Origin of the sequence: Aliiroseovarius sp., from assembly GCF_965228805.1 — a bacterium.
In the GTDB taxonomy this organism is placed as follows: domain Bacteria; phylum Pseudomonadota; class Alphaproteobacteria; order Rhodobacterales; family Rhodobacteraceae; genus JASBTN01.
The window spans coordinates 3,827,836-3,845,422 of record NZ_CBDDIE010000003.1 but is presented as its reverse complement, the minus strand read 5'-3'; the positions used below and the strand labels follow the sequence as shown (position 1 = coordinate 3,845,422).

The window sequence follows — 17,587 nt, the reverse complement described above, 5'->3', positions numbered from 1 at the left end:
ATGCTTAACAGGGGATTAAGCCCAGCCTGTCACGCCTCGTCGGCGGCCTTCTTGGTGGTCTTCCTGGCGGCCGTTTTCTTCGGTGCGGCCTTCTTGCGCGTGGGCTTCTTCTTGGCCGCCTTTTCGGCGATCCAGCCCACGGCCATTTCCATGGTCACGTCCTCGGGTTTCACATCCTTGGGGATGGTCGCGTTGACCTTTTCCCATTTCACGTAGGGCCCATAGCGGCCTTCCATGACATTGACCGGTCCGCCGCTTTCCGGGTGATCTCCCAGTTCCTTCAAAGGTTTAGCCGCCGTTCCGCCGCCACGGCGGCCGGGGTTGGCGCGTTTCTCGGCCAGCATTTCAACCGCGCGGTTCATGCCGATCTCGAACACATCCGCCGGGTCCTTGAGGTTCACATAGACCGGTTTGGCGTCCTCAGGCCCCTGGTGCATGATGTAAGGCCCAAAGCGACCGAAGTTCGACTTGACCTCGCCACCTTCCGGGTGGGCACCAACAAGACGCGGCAGGGACAGGAGCGTCAGCGCCTTCTCAAGCGTCATCTCGTCCTTGTCCCAGCCCTTGGGCAGGGAGGCGCGCGGCGGTTTCTTGTTTTCGGGCGTGGGTTCGCCGCGCTGCACATAGGGCCCGAAGCGACCGGATTTCAGCCAGATTTCGTCACCTGCATCCTCGCCCAGCACACGTTCGTCACCCTCGGCGCCTTCCCCGGCGATCGGACGGGTGTAGTTGCATTCGGGGTAGTTGCCGCAGCCCACGAAGCCGCCGGTGCGCGACGTTTTCAGGTGCAACTGTCCGGTGCCGCATTTCGGGCAAATGCGCGGGTCCGATCCGTCCTCACGCGGCGGGTAAAGCTGTGGGGCCAGCGCCTCGTCGAGCTTGTCCAGCACTTCCGAGATGCGCAGCTCGGACGTCTCGCCAATTGCGGCCGAGAAGTCGCGCCAGAAGCGGCTGAGCACGTCCTTGTAGCCCATGTCGCCCGCCGAGATTTCGTCCAGCTCCTCTTCCAGGTTCGCGGTGAACTCATAGCCCACGTATTTGCGAAAGAAATTCATCAGGAAGATGGTGACGATGCGCCCCTTGTCCTCGGGGAACAGGCGGTTCTTGTCCTTGCGGACATATTCGCGGTCCTGGATCGTGGTGATGACGCTGGCGTAGGTCGAGGGGCGGCCGATGCCCAGCTCTTCCATGCGTTTGACCAGGGTGGCTTCGGTATAACGGGGCGGCGGTTGGGTGAAATGCTGCTCCGGCGAAACCGAGCGCTTGTCGGCCTTCTCGCCTTCCATCAGCTGCGGCAAGCGCTTGTCGTCGTCATCGACCACGGCGTCGTCGCGGCCTTCTTCGTAAACCTTCAGGAAGCCGTCGAACAGAACCACCTGACCGGTGGCGCGCAGCACGACCTCGCCGTCGCCAGAGGCGATATCGACCGAGGTACGCTCCAGCCGCGCCGAGGCCATTTGCGAGGCCAGGGTACGTTTCCAGATCAGGTCATAGAGCTTGCGCTGATCGGGCTCCAAACGCGCCAGATCATTGGCGGCCACGGTCATGTCCGTCGGGCGGATACATTCGTGCGCTTCCTGCGCGTTCTTGGCCTTGTTCTTGTAGATGCGGGGGCTGTCGGGCACGAATTCTGCGCCGTAACGATCCTTGATCGCGTCACGCGCGGCGGCCACGGCCTCCGGCGCCATGTCGATACCGTCGGTCCGCATATAGGTGATGTAGCCAGCTTCGTAGAGGCGCTGGGCGGTGCTCATCGTCTGACGTGCGCCGAAACCAAACTTGCGGCTGGCTTCCTGCTGCAGGGTCGAGGTCATGAAAGGCGGTGAGGGGTTGCGGGTCGCCGGTTTCGCCTCGACCGACTGCACGGTCAGATCGCGCGAGGAAATCGCCTGCACCGCCATTTCGGCGGCGGTCGAGTTCTCCAGGTCGTAGCGTTCCAGCTTCTTGCCGGACAGATGCGTCAGCCGCGCCTCGTATTCCTGGCCCCGGGGCGAGGTCAGCAGCGCCTTCACCGACCAGTACTCACGGGCGTTGAAGGCTTCGATTTCCTGTTCACGTTCGACGATCAGGCGCAGGCAGACCGATTGCACGCGGCCCGCCGAGCGCGCGCCGGGCAGTTTGCGCCACAGCACCGGGCTCAGGTTGAAGCCGACCAGATAGTCGAGCGCGCGGCGCGCCAGGTAGGCGTCGACCAGGTCCTGATCCACGTCGCGCGGGTTCTGCATCGCTTCGGTGACGGCGGATTTGGTGATCGCGTTGAAGACCACGCGGCTGACCGGCGTGTCCTTCTTCACCGCGCGCCGCTTGCGCAGCGCTTCTTCCAGGTGCCAGGAGATCGCCTCGCCCTCGCGGTCGGGGTCGGTCGCGAGGATCAGGTTGTTGTCGTCCTTCAGCGCGTCGGCGATGGCCTTGACGTGCTTGCGCGAGTCGTAGCCGACCTCCCAGGTCATGTCGAACCCGTTGTCCGTATCGACCGAACCATCCTTGGCGGGCAGGTCGCGCACGTGGCCGTAGGAGGCCAGCACCGTATAATCCTTGCCGAGGTACTTGTTGATGGTTTTGGCCTTGGCCGGGCTTTCTACAACGACGACGGGCATACGGTTCCTCTCGACTCACATGGTCCCGGTTCGCGCGCCGGGCGTTCTGACCGGCTAGATGGGTCGGGAGGGGGCAGCTTGTCAATGGCCGCACTCCTTATAATAGGGGGCATATGAGCGCGCCCCCGTAGGGGGCGGGATTTTGTGCGGGATTTTTGGGAAGGAGGGAACAGATGTGGAACGTGCTCTTCCCCTGCGCGCCGCGCGTTGCTAAGAAGAGCCTATGAACAGCACCAAGAATGACAAACTTTTTGACACATCTAGCGAAGACTGGACGGGAGCTGAAAAGAATCAGCCGAAGCGTCGAGGAGCTGCGGGTCTTGGCACTGCGCGGCGATCGGGCACCGATCAAGAGGTTGTCGATCTGGATAACGACCTAAATGATGAGTCAGATAACTGGACGGGATCGTCGAATCTGCCGCTGGCGCAGGGCGTGACGGGGGTGGCGATGGGCGCGCGATCTGCCCCCGATGACGACGACCTGATTGATGCGGGCGATTCCCGTGTGCCCCTGTCCCAACGCGCGATGGGCATGGTGCCTGGGCGCGCAGATTTTCCCTACCTCGACGACCTGAACGAAGCGCAACGCGAAGCGGTCGAGGCATTGGACGGGCCGGTCCTGATGCTGGCAGGGGCGGGCACGGGCAAGACAAAGGCGCTGACCACGCGCATTGCGCATCTCTTGCACACGCGCCGCGCCCAGACGAATGAGATCCTGGCCGTCACCTTTACCAACAAGGCTGCGCGCGAGATGAAGGAACGGGTGGCACGCAACCTGGGCGGCCCGGTCGAGGGCATGCCCTGGATGGGCACCTTCCACTCTATCTGTGTGAAACTGCTGCGCCGCCACGCTGAACTGGTCGGGCTGAAATCGAATTTCACCATCCTCGACACGGACGACCAGAACCGGCTGCTGAAGCAGCTGATCATCGCCAGCAATATCGACGAGAAGCGCTGGCCTACGCGGCTTCTGTCCGGGATCATTGATGGCTGGAAGAACCGCGCCTGGACGCCTGAGAACGTGCCGACCAGTGAGGCTGCGGCCTTCAACAACCGTGGCACGGAACTCTACGCCCAGTACCAGACCCGGCTGAAAGAGCTGAACGCGACCGACTTCGGTGACCTGCTGTTGCATATGGTCACGATCTTCCAGAACTACCCGGATATTCTGCAACGTTATCAAAGCTGGTTCCGCTATATCCTGGTCGACGAGTATCAGGATACGAACACGGCGCAGTATCTCTGGTTGCGGCTGCTGGCACAGGCGCACAAGAACATCTGCTGCGTGGGCGATGATGACCAGTCGATCTATGGCTGGCGCGGCGCCGAGGTCGGCAATATCCTCAAGTTCGAAAAGGATTTTCCCGGCGCGAAGGTGGTGCGGCTGGAGCAGAATTACCGCTCCACGCCCCACATTCTGGCCGCCGCCTCCGGCGTCATTCGCGGCAATGAGGACCGGCTGGGCAAAGAGCTTTGGACCCAGAAGGAAGGTGGCGAAAAGGTCCGCCTGATCGGCCACTGGGATGGCGAGGAAGAGGCGCGCTGGGTTGGCGAAGAGCTGGAGGCCCTGCAACGCGGCACCCGGGGGATCGACCCGAAATCTCTGGACGACATGGCGATCCTCGTGCGTGCGAGCCACCAGATGCGCGCCTTCGAGGACCGCTTCCTAACCATCGGTTTGCCGTACCGCGTCATCGGCGGCCCGCGGTTCTATGAACGCATGGAGATCCGCGATGCCATGGCCTATTTCCGCCTGGCCGTGTCCCAAGACGACGACCTGGCGTTCGAACGCATCGTCAACACGCCGCGCCGGGGGCTGGGCGACAAGGCGGTGCAGACGATCCAGGTGACCGCGCGGCAAAACGGCGTCTCGCTGGTCGAAGGCGCGCGCATCTGTGCCTCGGAAGGGCTGATCAAGGGCAAGGGTGGCAAATCACTCGGGCAACTGGTGCAGCAGCTCGACCGCTGGGCGGCTATCGTGCACCTGCACGCGCAGCCTGCGACGGATGAGGATGCGGTGGTGGACGACGAGGGCACGTTGACGCTGAACCTTGGTGATCTGCCTGCGGACCTGCCCAAGACCCATGTCGAACTGGCCGAGGTGATCCTGGACGAAAGCGGCTACACCGCCATGTGGCAGAATGACAAGACACCGGAGGCGCCGGGGCGGCTGGAGAACCTCAAGGAACTGGTCAAGGCCCTGGAAAGTTTCGAGAATCTGCAAGGATTCCTGGAGCATGTCAGCCTGATCATGGACAATGACACCGAGGAGGCGGAGGAGAAGGTCACCATCATGACCCTGCACGCCGCCAAGGGTCTGGAATACCCCGCGGTCTTCCTGCCGGGGTGGGAGGATGGGCTGTTCCCCTCGCAGCGTTCGATGGATGAAACCGGCCTCAAGGGGCTGGAGGAAGAACGCCGCCTGGCCTATGTGGGCATTACCCGGGCCGAGGAGGTCTGCACCATCTCCTTTGCGCAGAACCGCCTGGTCTATGGCCAGTGGCAAAGCCAGCTGCCCTCGCGGTTCATCGACGAACTGCCAGAGGAACATGTCGAGGTGCTGCGCTCGTCGTCCGGGCTCTATAATAGCATGCCCGGCGGCGCGCCCTCGCAGCTTGAAGAACGCGCGCATCGGGCGGATGCCTACAATTCGCCGGGCTGGAAACGCATGGCCGCCCAGGGCCGCCTGCGTGCAAAGCCCGCCCCAAACGAGGGGCGCAACGTGGTGATCGACCTGGAGGCGGTCAGCGCTTTCAGCACCGGCGACCGCGTATTCCATACCAAATTCGGCTACGGCACCATCATGGGGATCGAGGGCGACAAGCTGGATATCGAATTCGACAAGGCCGGGTCCAAGAAGGTCGTGGCAAAATTCATCGTGCCTGCGGACAAGGCCGGGGACGTGCCCTTCTGAACTCCCGTGTTGGGTGAGTAACCTCTTAAAATGTCTGGCAATTCCAGTTTGAAATAAACTGGTTCTTAGCGGTTTTTGCCGATGCTGTCCCCAGCAAGTGGGGATGCGCAGATGGCAATCGACGCCGTAGACAGCCAGTTTGGCGTGGCCACCGGGGGAAATGTGAACACCTCCGGTGGGTCCAGTACATTTGATGGGCCGCCAACGGACACGACCGGGTTAAGCGTGACGCCGAATGTCGGCGATCCGGATCCTTACCAGTTCAATCCCGGCGAAACCTACGACCTGGAATACACCGACCCGTCCGGCAATACCGTGACCCTCGATGGTGCGGAGGTGCTGCGCTCGGACACCTACAGCAACGGTGTGAATGTCGTTGTGTTCGAGGGCCAGGATCAGGATGGCAACACCGTGCATGTCTGCTGGGCGCCGGACTATGACCTTGAGACGTGGTATGACAATGCAGCGGCACAAGGCACGCCGCGTTTTCACACGGCTGATCGCAATGCAAACACCTATGGCCATATCTGCCTGGCCGCCGAGACCCTGATTGAAACCCCGCGCGGGGCGGTGCGGTTGGGCGAACTGACTCGGGGGGGGCAAGGTGCTGACCGTCGATGGCGGGGCACAGCCGGTGACCTGGATCGGAGGCAGGAAGGTGGTCGGGATCGGCCCGGCTGCCCCTGTGCTCTTCGCGCCCGGCGCCATCGGCAACCGCCGTCCGTTGCGCCTGTCCGGTCAGCATCGGGTGTTGCTGGCCCATCCGATGGCACAATTGCTCTATGACAGTTCCGAAGTGCTGGTGCCTGCCAAATCTCTGATCAATGGCGACACGATCCGCTGGGCGCCTTGCCCACAGGTCTCTTGGATGAACCTGACCACCCCCGCGCACGCCCTGATCCGGGCCGAAGGCGCGCCGGTGGAAACGCTCTGGCTGGGCGAGGTCGCGCGCAATGTGCTGGGCGAGGCGGGGCAGATCACCGCCAACTATCCCGAGCTGTCGGGAGCCGGGCAGCCCGACCAGCTGTCCGCCCGCCCGATGCAGGAGGCGGTGGAACTGCTGTCCCTGGTCGAGGGGCGCGATCCGCGCCCTGATCGTGAGCTGGCACTGCTGTAATCCCAATATCCGAAAACAAAAAACGGCGACGCCCGGGAGGAGGTGGGCGCCGCCGTTCTTCTGTGCCGCCGCGCCCAGGGAGGAGGAGAGGGCGCTACGGCTATCCCGCAATGACCCAGGGAGGAGGAGAGGGCCTTGCGGTATCTGGTGAGCGGCGGGGCCAGGGAGGAGGAGAGGCCCCGCCGCCAATCCGAACAGCCCAGGGAGGAGGAGAGGGCCTTCGGTATCCGGTACGGCGGGATCAGGGAGGAGGAGATCCCGCCGCCAGTGTCAGACATCCCAGGGAGGAGGAGAGGGAGGTCCGATCTGAATTCTGTGCGGCGGGACCAGGGAGGAGGAGAGGTCCCGCCGACAATCACGGGCGTTTCAGGGAGGAGGAGGAAACGCCCGATCCTTGTGTTACTTCCCGTAGGCGGCGTGCCAGGCGATGTGCCGGATCTCGCTGCGGGTGATGCCCAGATCCGCCAGTTCGCGGCCGGACAATTCGTTCAGTTCACGCACGGTCTGGGTGAACAGCTTGCGCTGGGCCCGGACCTCTTGCAGGTGCGACCACCAGGCGCTCAGCCGGTCGGTCAGCTGAGCCTGGGCGGCGTTGAGTTCAGTTGCGTAAGCCATTGGCTCTCTCGTTTCTGTGTCGGTTGCGCCGGGGCGCAGAAGTTCTGTTTGCGCTAGCGTGCTGCGCTGTTGAGAAGAAAATGGGGGCTATGCTGCAGATGCACAATCCCGGAAAAGAGAAATGCTGCTATGCAGAAAATGCATGCCTGCTGCTGACCTAAGGTCACGTGATTTCAGCGGGTTAACCCTGTCGCTTTTTGCGCATGATCTGCCGCAATTCGCTGCGGTCCGCCCGGAATTCGGGCAGGTTGCCTCGGGCATTTGGTCGCGCGGGCTTGTCCTTGCCGCAAAAGGGGGCAAGTAATGGCGCACGAACAGGCAGCTATATTTGGCACGGAGAAAAGCATGACCCGCACGAACGACTCGATCATGGATGTCCTGGCGACGGTGTCGTTGCCCGATGGGGGCGACCTGGCCTCGCGCGACATGATTCGAGCGCTGAAAATCGAAGGCGGCCACGTCAGCTTCGTGATCGAAGCGCCCAGCCCCGAGATCGCCGCGCGGATGGAGCCGCAGCGTCACGCCGCCGAGGCCGCCGTGGCCGCGATGGATGGGGTCGAGAAGGTGACCGTGATCCTGACCGCCCATGGCGCGGCCCCCGCGAAACAGCCGCCGCAGCTGAAGGTGGGCGGGCATGCCAAGCCCCAGGCCGGGCCCGAAGCGGTCGCTGGTGTGACCAACATTCTGGCCGTGGCCTCGGGCAAGGGCGGGGTGGGCAAGTCCACCCTGACCTCGAACCTGGCCGTGGCGCTGGCGAAACAGGGCCGCAAGGTCGGCATTCTGGACGCCGATATTCTGGGCCCGTCGCAGCCCCGCATGATGGGCAATGACAACAAGCCGCGCACCACGCCGGACGGCAAGGCGATGGTTCCGGTCGAGGCACATGGCGTCAAGATGATCTCGATCGGCCTGCTGATCGATCCGGATCAATCGGTGGTCTGGCGCGGTCCCATGCTGATCGGCGCGTTGCAGCAGCTCCTGTTCCAGGTCGACTGGGCGCCGCTGGATGTGCTGATCGTCGACCTTCCGCCGGGCACCGGGGATGTGCAGCTGACGCTGAGCCAGAAAACCAACATGACCGGTGCGCTGGTCGTGTCCACGCCGCAGGACGTGGCGCTGCTGGATGCCAAGAAGGCGATCGACATGTTCAACAAGGTCGACGTGCCGGTGCTGGGTCTCATTGAGAACATGTCCACCTATGTCTGTCCCAGCTGTGGGCACGAGGCGCATCTGTTCGGCCATGGCGGCGTGCGCGCCGAGGCCGACGCGCTGGGCCTGCCCTTCATGGGCGAGATCCCCCTGGCGCTGGACGTGCGTCTGGCCGGGGACGCGGGCACGCCGATTGCCGCCGGTGACGGTGCTGTGGCCGAGGCCTACGCCAAACTGGCCGCAGACTTGGTGGCGCAGGGCGTCGCCTGACCCCACCTTCCCATATGATCCCAGAAACCCCGGCCTCTGCGCCGGGGTTTTTCTTTGCCGAGGCCCCGGAGTGGGAAAGCATGGGACGGGCCATGGGATTTCATGGGTCGGGAGGGGTGTTTTGCCCGAATCGGCGGGTAGGATCGTATGGGATGGACCCGAAAACCGGTGGAATTCGGTGGGGAAACCATGGGAAATTCGAGTGAATGTCGAATCTACCGGGAAAAAGTGGGAAATTTCTGCACCGATTTCACCTGTCTATATCTGGTGTGTACTTCTGCTGTTCTCCGCTAGGTGTTCCCATTTGTTCACAAAAGTTCCAACAAAATCTTGCGCTTGCGGCACGAGTTGGGCAAGGTAGGGCAAGAAATTCCCATAAAAAGGTATTGCGTCCCATGAATTCCCGGCGTATCCCTTGATTACACGATGAAGACGGGAACGAAAAAAACGGGGCACCCCCAAGACCCCAAATAAAACGACACTCCCAAGTCAGGTTTCATACAGGCATCCGCCTTCATCGAACCAAGAGATCCGGCGCGCTCGCGAGCAGACATCCCCCCAGGTGGCGCGCGCAGCTGGACACCCGGAAACGGGACGAGGGCGGCGGATTGGGCATGTGGCAGCAGCTCAATCCGTCGTTTTCGTTTCAGGGCTCCGAAATGGGCCGGAATGAGGACAGAACGAAGGAGCCGCGCAAGTGGCACGACGGTTCAGAGGTGAAAGCCACCATAAGGTGGACACGAAGGGCAGGGTCTCGATCCCCGCCCTCTTTCGCCGTGTTCTCGAGGCTGGTGACCCCGATCACCGCGAGGGCGACAACCCCAACCTGGTGATCGTCTATGGCGACCATCGCCGCAATTACCTGGAATGTTACACGGTCGAGGCGATCGACGAGGTGGACGAGCAGATTGCTGCCCTGCCGCGTGGATCCATCGAGCGCCGCATGCTGGAACGCCTGTTCAACGGGCAGTCCTTCCCCACCACCGTGGATGAGACCGGCCGCCTGGTGCTGCCTGCAAAGCTGCGCCAGAAGATCGGGCTGGAGAAGGAAGCCTTCTTCATCGCCACCGGCGACACGTTCCAGATCTGGAAGCCCGAGACCTATGATGAGGTCGAGCTGAAACGCACCGAGGAATGGCTGGACGAAATGCCTGATGATTTCGATCCGCTGACCCTGTTGAACGGAGCGGGGGGCTAAGATGGCGGGCGCGGCTGAGACCGGCGACCGTCCCCACATCCCAGTCTTGTTGCGCCCTCTTCTGAAGGCAGTCGCACCCGTGACCGGCATCTGGGCCGATGGCACCTTTGGCGCGGGCGGTTATACGCGCGGCCTGCTGGCCGAGGGCGCGGATGTGGTTGTGGGCATTGACCGCGACCCGCTGGTGTTCGACATGGCCGCCGACTGGGCCGGAGACTATGGCGAGAGGCTGCGGCTGGAGCAGGGCACGTTTTCCGACCTCGACAAGCTGGCGGGCGAACCGCTGGACGGCGTGGTGCTGGACCTGGGCGTGAGTTCGATGCAGCTGGACCTGGCCGAACGGGGGTTCTCCTTCATGAAGGACGGGCCGCTGGACATGCGCATGAGCCAGTCGGGGCCGTCGGCGGCGGATATCGTCAATCATGCCTCGGAAGCGGAGCTCGCTGACATCCTGTTTCAATATGGCGAAGAGCGCGCCTCGCGTCGGATTGCCAAGGCGATTGTCGCCGCGCGTGCGGAGCAACTCTTTGAAACCACGCTGCAATTGGCCAGTGTGATCGAAAAATGCCTGCCGCGGTCAAAACCGGGGCAAAGTCACCCGGCAACCCGCAGTTTCCAGGCGATCCGCATCGCGGTGAATGATGAGTTCGGCCAGCTGATCGCCGGGCTCGAGGCTGCCGAACGCGCCCTGAAACCGGGCGGCAAGCTGGCCGTGGTCACCTTCCATTCGATGGAGGACCGCGTGGTCAAACGCTTCCTCCAGGCGCGGTCCTCCGTGGGCGGGGGCGGGTCGCGTTACGCCCCGCAAGGCCAGGACGAAATCCCCGCCTTCCACCTGACGCCGAAGAAGGCCATCGGCCCGGACGAGCAGGAACTGGAGGAAAACCCCCGCGCGCGCAGCTCGCGCCTGCGTGTGGCAACCCGGACCGAAGCCCCCGCCGAGGCAACCGACCGCAAGAAACTGGGCCTTCCCGGCCTTGCCCTCAAGGGAACGAGTTGATGCGTACCTTTCTGTATCTCACATCCGCTTTGATCGTCATGGGTCTGGCCTATTGGGCCTATTCCGAGAATTACCGCACCCAGGACAGCCTGGCCGAGGTCGAGCGCCTACAGCGTGAAATCGGCCAGATGCGCGAGGAATTGGCGGTGCTGCGCGCCGAATGGGCCTATCTGAACCGCCCCGATCGGCTGCGGGACCTGGTCGAGCTGAACTTTGACCGGCTGGGCCTTCTGCCGCTGACGCCCGAACAGTTTGCCCGCGTGGATCAGATCGCCTTCCCGACCGAGGGCGGCATCGACCTGTCCAACTCCATCGACGTGATCGGGGAGATTGCCCAATGACCCGCATTCCCCTGCGCCCGCTGGCCCGTATCCTGGACGCCCGCGAGAAGGGCGAAAACCCCGACGTGATCGAGCGCGAGAACCTGCGTCGCCGCCATGACGAGATGCGCGACAAGGCACGTCTGCGGGCCGAGGGCCGTTTGCTGGTGCTGGCGGGCCTGTTCCTCTGCGCCTTCCTGGTCGTGGGCGGGCGCATGGCGATGCTGTCGGGTTCGGAGCCGTCCGAACCGCGCGCACAGGCGCCAGGGGCCCGCATTGCGATGGCGCGTGCCGACATTGTCGATCGCCAGGGCCGCGTGCTGGCGACGAACCTCGCCACCTATGCGCTTTATGCCCAGCCGCCGATGATGGTGGACCCGGCGCGTGCGGCCACGGAGCTGGCCTCGATCTTTCCGGACCTCAAGGCAGAAGAGCTGTTGGAGGATTTCACGGGGTCCCGCAAGTTCCTGTGGATCAAGCGAAAAATCAGCCCCGAGCAGAAACAGGCGGTGCACGATATCGGCGAGCCGGGCCTTCTGTTCGGCCCGCGCGAGATGCGGCTTTATCCGAACGGTCGCCTGGCCGCGCATGTGCTGGGGGGGGCGTCCTTCGGCAAGGAAGGCGTGAATGCGGCCGAGGTGATCGGTGTTGCCGGGGTGGAACGCCGCTTTGACGACTACCTGCGCGACCCGGCCAATGGTGACGCGCCCCTGATGCTGTCCATTGACCTGACCGTGCAGGCGGCGGTTGAACGGGTGCTTTATGGTGGCATGCGCATGATGAACGCCAAGGGGGCTGCCGCCGTCTTGATGGATGTGCACACCGGCGAGGTCATTTCCATGGCCTCCTTGCCCGACTTCGACCCGAACAACCGCCCGCGTCCCCTGACCGAAGGCGATCGGGGCGACGATCCGCTGTTCAACCGCGCGGTGCAGGGGGTCTATGAACTGGGCTCCGTCTTCAAGATCTTTACCGCCGCCCAGGCGTTGGAACTGGGCCTGGCGAATGCCGGGACCGAGATCGAGGTGCAAAGCTCGCTGCGTTGGGGCAAGCATACGATCCGCGAGTTTCGCAACAAGAACTACGGCCCGCGCCTGTCGGTGACGGACATTATCGTGAAAAGCTCCAACGTGGGCACGGCGCGGTTGGCCATGCAGATCGGGGTCGAGCGCCAACAGGCGTTCCTGCGCGACCTGGGCTTGCTGGAGGCGACGCCGGTCGAACTGACCGAAGCGCCCGGGGCCAAGCCGCTCTTGCCGCCCAATTGGTCCGAGCTGTCGGCGATGACGATCTCCTACGGTCACGGGCTCAGCTCTTCGCCCCTGCATCTGGCAGCGGCCTATTCCAGCCTCCTGAATGGCGGCACCCGGGTGCAGCCGACCCTGATCCGTCCCACCCATTACACGCCCGGCGAACGTGTCGTGCGGCCCGAGGTTTCGGCTGCCGCCCGTGACATGCTGCGCGCTGTTGTGGCCCGGGGTACCGCCAGTTTCGGCGAAGTGCCCGGCTACGCCGTGGGTGGGAAAACCGGCACCGCCGACAAGCCGCGCCCGCAGGGCGGCTATTACGACGAGAAGGTCATCGCCACCTTTGCCAGCGTCTTCCCGGCCCATGATCCGAAATATGTGCTGGTCGTGACCCTGGACGAGCCCGAAGAGACCTCGGGCTCGGAACCGCGCCGCACCGCCGGCTGGACCGCCGTTCCGGTCGCAGCGGAGATCATTCGTCGCGTCGCTCCGCTTATGGGGCTGAAACCGGAGATTGCACCTCTCTCCCCGACCGGGGTAACACTCACCTCGAACTGAACCGAGAGGGCGAGCATATGGCAGGACGTGACCCGAAATCCCTGGCCGATCTGGGGCTGAGCGCCCGGGGCGGGCAGGAGGCGCAGGTGACCGGCCTGTCGGTGGACAGCCGCACCGTGAAACCGGGCCATCTGTTTGCCGCCCTGCCCGGCGTGCGTGTGCATGGGGCCGAGTTCATCACCTACGCGCTGCGCATGGGGGCAGGGGCGATCCTGACCGACCTGGAAGGGGCCGAGATCGCGCGCGAGGAACTGGCGGGCAGTGACGCGGCCATCGTCGTGACCGAAGACCCGCGCATGGCGCTCGCCTACGCTGCTGCGCTTTGGTACGGCGCCCAGCCCGAGCTGATGATCGCGGTGACCGGCACAAACGGCAAGACCTCGGTCGCCAGCTTTACCCGCCAGATCTGGACCCTCCTGGGCCATGACGCCGCCAATATCGGCACGACCGGGGTCGAAGGGGCGTTCTGTGCGCCGATGACCCATACCACGCCCGAACCGATCACCCTGCACCGCGTGCTGGCCGAAATGGCCGGGTCCGGCGTGACCCATGCGGCGATGGAGGCCTCGTCGCACGGACTGGCGCAGCGTCGTTTGGACGGGGTGCGCCTGCACGCGGCGGCCTTCACGAATTTCACCCAGGACCATTTGGATTACCACGCCACCTTCCAGGAGTATTTCGAGGCCAAGGCGGGGCTGTTTACCCGTGTGTTGCCTGATGACGGCGTGGCGGTGATCAATACCGACGATCCGCGCGGGGTCGAGCTGGTGGCGATGGCCGAGGCGCGCGGGCAGAACCTGATCCGTGTCGGTGGCGGCGAGGAGGCCGAGCTGCGCCTCCTGGGCCACCGCTATGATGCCACCGGGCAGGACTTGCGCTTTTCCTGGCTGGGGCAGACCCAGCTGGTGCGGCTGAACCTGATCGGCGGGTTCCAGGCACAAAATGTGCTGACCGCCGCCGGGCTGGCAATTGCCTGTGGGGCCGAACCCACCAGCGTGTTCGAGTGCCTGGAAGACCTGGAAACCGTGCGCGGCCGAATGGAGCTTGCGGCCACCCGCGACAATGGCGCGGCGGTGTTTGTCGACTATGCCCACACGCCGGACGCGGTGGAAACCGCGCTGAAAGCGATGCGCCCGCATGTGCTGGGCCGCCTGATCGTCGTGCTGGGCGCGGGCGGGGATCGCGACACGACGAAACGCCCGCTGATGGGCAAGGCGGCGGCGGAGAACGCCGATGTGGTTTTCGTGACCGATGACAACCCGCGCTCGGAAGACCCCGCCGCGATCCGCGCCATGGTGATGGAGGGCTGCCCGAATGCCAACAACGTGGGCGACCGGGCCGAAGCAATCCTGCGCGGGGTGGATGCTCTTGGGCCGGGTGACGCGCTGCTGATCGCGGGCAAGGGGCATGAAAGCGGGCAGGTGATCGGCGATGATGTGTTGCCCTTTGATGATGTGGAGCAGGCAAGCGTGGCCGTGGCCGCGTTGGAAGGGCGGCTGACATGAGCTTGTGGACCGCGAAAGAAGCCGCGGCAGCGACCGGCGGCGAGGCGCGGAGTGACTGGGGCGTGGAGGGCGTGTCGATTGACACCCGAACGATCCGGCCCGGCGATCTCTTCGTTGCCTTGAAAGACATTCGTGACGGGCATGACTTCGTGGCTCAAGCGCTGGAGAAGGGCGCGGGCGCGGCCATTGTTTCGCGCATTCCCGATGGTGTGGCGCCAGACGCGCCGCTGTTGATCGTCGATGACGTGCTGCCCGCTCTGGAACGGTTGGGCGCTGCGGCCCGTGCCCGCACAGATGCGCGCGTGGTGGCCGTGACCGGTTCGGTCGGCAAGACCTCGACCAAGGAAATGCTGCGCACGGTTCTGGCGGCCCAGGGGCGTACACATGCCGCCGAGGCCAGCTACAACAACCATTGGGGCGTGCCCCTGACCCTGGCGCGCATGCCCGCCGAAACCGAGTTCGCCGTGATCGAGATCGGAATGAACCACCCGGGCGAAATCGGTCCTCTGGCGCAGATGGCACGGCCCCATGTGGGCATGGTCACCACCGTCGCGGCCGCGCACCTGGAAGCATTTGAGAATATTGATGGAATTGCCCGCGAGAAGGGGGCGATCTTCGACGGGTTGGAGCCGGGCGGGGTGGCCGTTGTCAACGGCGATCTGGAGACGACGCGGATCCTGATTGACGCAGCGGGAAGAGCCAAAACGATCCGCTTCGGGGAAGGCCCGGAGAATGACGCGCGGCTGACCCATGTCGAGCTGACCGATGACGCCACCATCTGCAAGGCGGCCATGGGCGGGAACGAACACCTGTTCCGCATCGCCTCTCCGGGTCGGCATTTCGCGATGAACGCGCTGGCGGTGCTGGCGGCGGTTGATGCCCTGGGCGGCGACGTGACACTGGCCGCACGCGACATGGTGCGTTGGCAGCCGCCCGGCGGGCGCGGCACGCGCGAAGAGGTTGTGCTGGACCCGGTCGAAGGGTTCTCGGTTCAACTGATCGACGACGCCTTCAACGCCAACCCGACCTCGCTTGCGGCCTCGCTGGAGGTGCTGGCGGCGGCGACCCCGACGGACAGCGTCGGCCGCGTCTCCAAGGGGCGGCGCATTGCCATCCTAGGGGACATGCTTGAACTGGGGACTGAGGAGATTGCGCTGCACGCGGGCATTGCAGACCTGACGCATATCGCGGCGCTGGACCGCGTATATTGCGTCGGCCCACGCATGAAGGCGCTGTGGGATCGGTTGGACGCCGACCGGCAAGGCGACTGGGTCGAAACCGCGGACGAGGCCGTGGCCCGGGTGCATTCCTGGGTGGACGCTGGCGATATCGTGCTGGTGAAGGGCTCGAAGGGGTCGAAGGTCAGCCGCGCGGTTGACGCCATCCGCAAATTGGGCCATGCGCGGGGCCTTAACCAAGAGGGGCAAGAGTAATGCTGTATTGGCTGACCGAGTTTTCGGACGGTGGCGACCTGTTCAACCTGTTTCGCTACATCACCTTCCGGGCGGGCGGCGCGTTCTTTACCGCGCTGATCTTCGGGTTCATCTTCGGCAAGCCCCTGATCAACATCCTGCGCAAGCGTCAGGGCAAGGGCCAGCCGATCCGTGAGGACGGGCCGCAGAGCCATATGGTGAAACAGGGCACGCCGACCATGGGTGGCTTGCTGATCCTTTCCGCCCTGCTGGTGGCGACGCTCCTCTGGGCGCGCTGGGACAATCCTTACGTCTGGATAACCCTCTTCGTGACCTATTCCTTCGGGCTGATCGGCTTTGCCGATGACTATGCCAAGGTGTCGAAAGCCACCACCGCGGGCGTGCCTGGGCGGGTGCGGTTTGGCCTGGGCCTGGTGATTGCCGGGATCGCGGGCTACTGGGCCAGCGTGGTGCACCCCGAGGGGCTGCAATTCCAGCTGGCGCTGCCGGTGTTCAAGGACACGCTGTGGAACTTCGGCCTGTTCTTTATCCCCTTCGTGATGATCGTGATTGTGGGCTCGGCCAATGCGGTGAACCTGACCGACGGTCTGGACGGGCTGGCGATCATGCCTGTGATGATCGCGGCGGGCACCCTGGGCGTCATCGCCTATGCCGTGGGCCGCGTCGACTTTACCGAATATCTGGACGTGCATTACGTGCCCGGCACCGGGGAGCTCTTCATCTTTACCGCCGCCCTGATCGGCGGGGGCTTGGGCTTCCTGTGGTACAACGCGCCGCCTGCCGCTGTGTTCATGGGCGACACCGGGTCGCTGGCCCTGGGGGGCGCGCTTGGCGCCATTGCGGTGGCCACCAAACACGAGATCGTGCTGGCCATCGTTGGCGGGCTGTTCGTGGTCGAGGCGCTGTCGGTGATCATTCAGGTGCTCTATTTCAAGAAGACCGGAAAACGCGTTTTCCTGATGGCGCCGATCCACCACCATTTCGAGCACAAGGGCTGGCAGGAGCCGCAGATCGTCATCCGCTTCTGGATCATCTCGCTGATCCTGGCGCTGATCGGGCTGGCCACGCTGAAGGTGCGATGACCCGGCGCGCCCTGGTGACCGGCGGCAATCGCGGCATCGGCCGCGCCATTGCCGAGGGGCTGGTGGCACGCGGGCTGGAGGTAATGATCGGCTGCCGGGATGCGGAAAGCGGTGTCGCCGTGGCCGAAGAGATCGGGGCCGAGCTCATCTTCTGCGACCTGTCGGAACCGGCCTGCCTACCGCCGGAGGCGGCGAACCTGGACGTGCTGGTGAACAATGCGGGCGTGCTGTTCGACGCCCCGCTTCTGTCGCGCAAGGCCAGGTTCGACGAGACCCTGCAGGTCATGGTCCATGCCCCCTACGCGCTGATCCGCCTGGCGGCGCCCTGGATGCGTCAACAGGGCTACGGGCGCATCGTCAACCTGTCCTCCGGATGGGGCAGCTTCGACGAAGGGCTTGAAGGGCCGGGCGCATACGGGATCGCCAAGGCGGCCTTGAACGCGCTGACCGTGGCCGCGGCGCGCGAGCTGCCAGATAACGTCAAGGTCAACGCCATGTGCCCTGGCTGAGTGCGCACGCGCATGGGCGGGTCCGCGGCAACGCGCAGCCCCGAGGAAGGGGCCGAAACCGCGCTCTGGTTGG

Annotated in this window: 13 protein-coding genes; 11 read left to right on the top strand and 2 right to left on the bottom strand. The window is 64.3% G+C overall.

Translation table 11 applies throughout. From position 1 onward, the window contains the following. Nucleotides 1-29: 29 nt before the first annotated feature. Nucleotides 30-2,597, bottom strand: coding sequence for a type I DNA topoisomerase (gene topA, locus ACO07D_RS19965; RefSeq protein ID WP_421704680.1), 2,568 nt, complete (start codon nt 2,595-2,597; stop codon nt 30-32). Nucleotides 2,598-3,045: 448 nt separating this feature from the next. Here topA and ACO07D_RS19960 point away from each other — a divergent pair, with 448 nt between their 5' ends. Together ACO07D_RS19960 and ACO07D_RS19955 are read left to right on the top strand one after the other, a co-directional pair. Continuing rightward, nucleotides 3,046-5,511 carry an ATP-dependent helicase gene (locus ACO07D_RS19960; RefSeq protein ID WP_421704679.1) on the top strand — a complete coding sequence of 822 codons (2,466 nt, stop codon included), beginning with the start codon at nt 3,046-3,048 and terminating at the stop codon, nt 5,509-5,511. Between the two features lie 604 nt (nt 5,512-6,115). Beyond that, the gene (locus ACO07D_RS19955; RefSeq protein WP_421704678.1) at nt 6,116-6,628 is read left to right on the top strand and encodes a Hint domain-containing protein; all 513 of its coding nucleotides are present in this window, start codon (nt 6,116-6,118) and stop codon (nt 6,626-6,628) included. 399 nt (nt 6,629-7,027) lie between these two features. Here ACO07D_RS19955 and ACO07D_RS19950 read toward each other — a convergent pair whose 3' ends face one another. Continuing rightward, nucleotides 7,028-7,243 carry a DUF1127 domain-containing protein gene (locus tag ACO07D_RS19950; protein ID WP_421704677.1) on the bottom strand — a complete coding sequence of 72 codons (216 nt, stop codon included), beginning with the start codon at nt 7,241-7,243 and terminating at the stop codon, nt 7,028-7,030. A gap of 345 nt (nt 7,244-7,588) precedes the next feature. On the opposite strand from ACO07D_RS19950, the gene ACO07D_RS19945 reads away from it, so the two are divergent. The 9 genes from ACO07D_RS19945 (at nt 7,589) to ACO07D_RS19905 (ending at nt 17,514) form a co-directional block, all read left to right on the top strand. Next, nucleotides 7,589-8,662 carry a P-loop NTPase gene (locus ACO07D_RS19945; protein ID WP_421704676.1) on the top strand — a complete coding sequence of 358 codons (1,074 nt, stop codon included), beginning with the start codon at nt 7,589-7,591 and terminating at the stop codon, nt 8,660-8,662. 697 nt (nt 8,663-9,359) lie between these two features. After that, the gene (gene mraZ, locus ACO07D_RS19940) at nt 9,360-9,860 is read left to right on the top strand and encodes a division/cell wall cluster transcriptional repressor MraZ (RefSeq protein ID WP_421704675.1); all 501 of its coding nucleotides are present in this window, start codon (nt 9,360-9,362) and stop codon (nt 9,858-9,860) included. Nucleotide 9,861: 1 nt separating this feature from the next. Further along, nucleotides 9,862-10,860, top strand: coding sequence for a 16S rRNA (cytosine(1402)-N(4))-methyltransferase RsmH (rsmH, locus tag ACO07D_RS19935; protein WP_421704674.1), 999 nt, complete (start codon nt 9,862-9,864; stop codon nt 10,858-10,860). Continuing rightward, nucleotides 10,860-11,201 (top strand): cell division protein FtsL, encoded by a 342-nt coding sequence (gene ftsL / locus ACO07D_RS19930; protein ID WP_421704673.1) that lies wholly within the window; start codon nt 10,860-10,862, stop codon nt 11,199-11,201. The genes rsmH and ftsL overlap by 1 nt, the downstream gene beginning before the upstream one ends. Further along, on the top strand, nt 11,198-12,985 hold the full coding sequence (locus ACO07D_RS19925) for a peptidoglycan D,D-transpeptidase FtsI family protein (protein WP_421704672.1): 1,788 nt from the start codon (nt 11,198-11,200) through the stop codon (nt 12,983-12,985). Before ftsL ends, ACO07D_RS19925 begins: the two co-directional genes overlap by 4 nt. A gap of 17 nt (nt 12,986-13,002) precedes the next feature. Further along, on the top strand, nt 13,003-14,490 hold the full coding sequence (locus tag ACO07D_RS19920) for a UDP-N-acetylmuramoyl-L-alanyl-D-glutamate--2,6-diaminopimelate ligase (protein ID WP_421704671.1): 1,488 nt from the start codon (nt 13,003-13,005) through the stop codon (nt 14,488-14,490). Then, a complete protein-coding gene (locus ACO07D_RS19915) occupies nt 14,487-15,923 on the top strand; it encodes a UDP-N-acetylmuramoyl-tripeptide--D-alanyl-D-alanine ligase (RefSeq protein WP_421704670.1) in 1,437 nt (478 codons plus the stop codon). Before ACO07D_RS19920 ends, ACO07D_RS19915 begins: the two co-directional genes overlap by 4 nt. Beyond that, complete coding sequence (gene mraY / locus ACO07D_RS19910; protein WP_421704669.1) at nt 15,923-17,005, top strand: phospho-N-acetylmuramoyl-pentapeptide-transferase; 1,083 nt, start codon at nt 15,923-15,925, stop codon at nt 17,003-17,005. Before ACO07D_RS19915 ends, mraY begins: the two co-directional genes overlap by 1 nt. Next, on the top strand, nt 17,002-17,514 hold the full coding sequence (locus ACO07D_RS19905) for an SDR family NAD(P)-dependent oxidoreductase (RefSeq protein ID WP_421704668.1): 513 nt from the start codon (nt 17,002-17,004) through the stop codon (nt 17,512-17,514). The genes mraY and ACO07D_RS19905 overlap by 4 nt, the downstream gene beginning before the upstream one ends. Nucleotides 17,515-17,587: the final 73 nt, after the last annotated feature.

Bases quoted from the DNA above. Each gene is read 5' to 3' on its own strand.
- mraY (WP_421704669.1), top strand. From the start codon at position 15,923: ATGCTGTATTGGCTGACCGAGTTTTCGGACGGTGGCGACCTGTTCAAC.
- ftsL (WP_421704673.1), top strand. From the start codon at position 10,860: ATGCGTACCTTTCTGTATCTCACATCCGCTTTGATCGTCATGGGTCTG.
- ACO07D_RS19950 (WP_421704677.1), bottom strand. From the start codon at position 7,243: ATGGCTTACGCAACTGAACTCAACGCCGCCCAGGCTCAGCTGACCGAC.
- ACO07D_RS19920 (WP_421704671.1), top strand. From the start codon at position 13,003: ATGGCAGGACGTGACCCGAAATCCCTGGCCGATCTGGGGCTGAGCGCC.
- ACO07D_RS19945 (WP_421704676.1), top strand. From the start codon at position 7,589: ATGACCCGCACGAACGACTCGATCATGGATGTCCTGGCGACGGTGTCG.
- ACO07D_RS19960 (WP_421704679.1), top strand. From the start codon at position 3,046: ATGGGCGCGCGATCTGCCCCCGATGACGACGACCTGATTGATGCGGGC.
- rsmH (WP_421704674.1), top strand. From the start codon at position 9,862: ATGGCGGGCGCGGCTGAGACCGGCGACCGTCCCCACATCCCAGTCTTG.
- ACO07D_RS19915 (WP_421704670.1), top strand. From the start codon at position 14,487: ATGAGCTTGTGGACCGCGAAAGAAGCCGCGGCAGCGACCGGCGGCGAG.
- ACO07D_RS19905 (WP_421704668.1), top strand. From the start codon at position 17,002: ATGACCCGGCGCGCCCTGGTGACCGGCGGCAATCGCGGCATCGGCCGC.
- topA (WP_421704680.1), bottom strand. From the start codon at position 2,597: ATGCCCGTCGTCGTTGTAGAAAGCCCGGCCAAGGCCAAAACCATCAAC.
- ACO07D_RS19925 (WP_421704672.1), top strand. From the start codon at position 11,198: ATGACCCGCATTCCCCTGCGCCCGCTGGCCCGTATCCTGGACGCCCGC.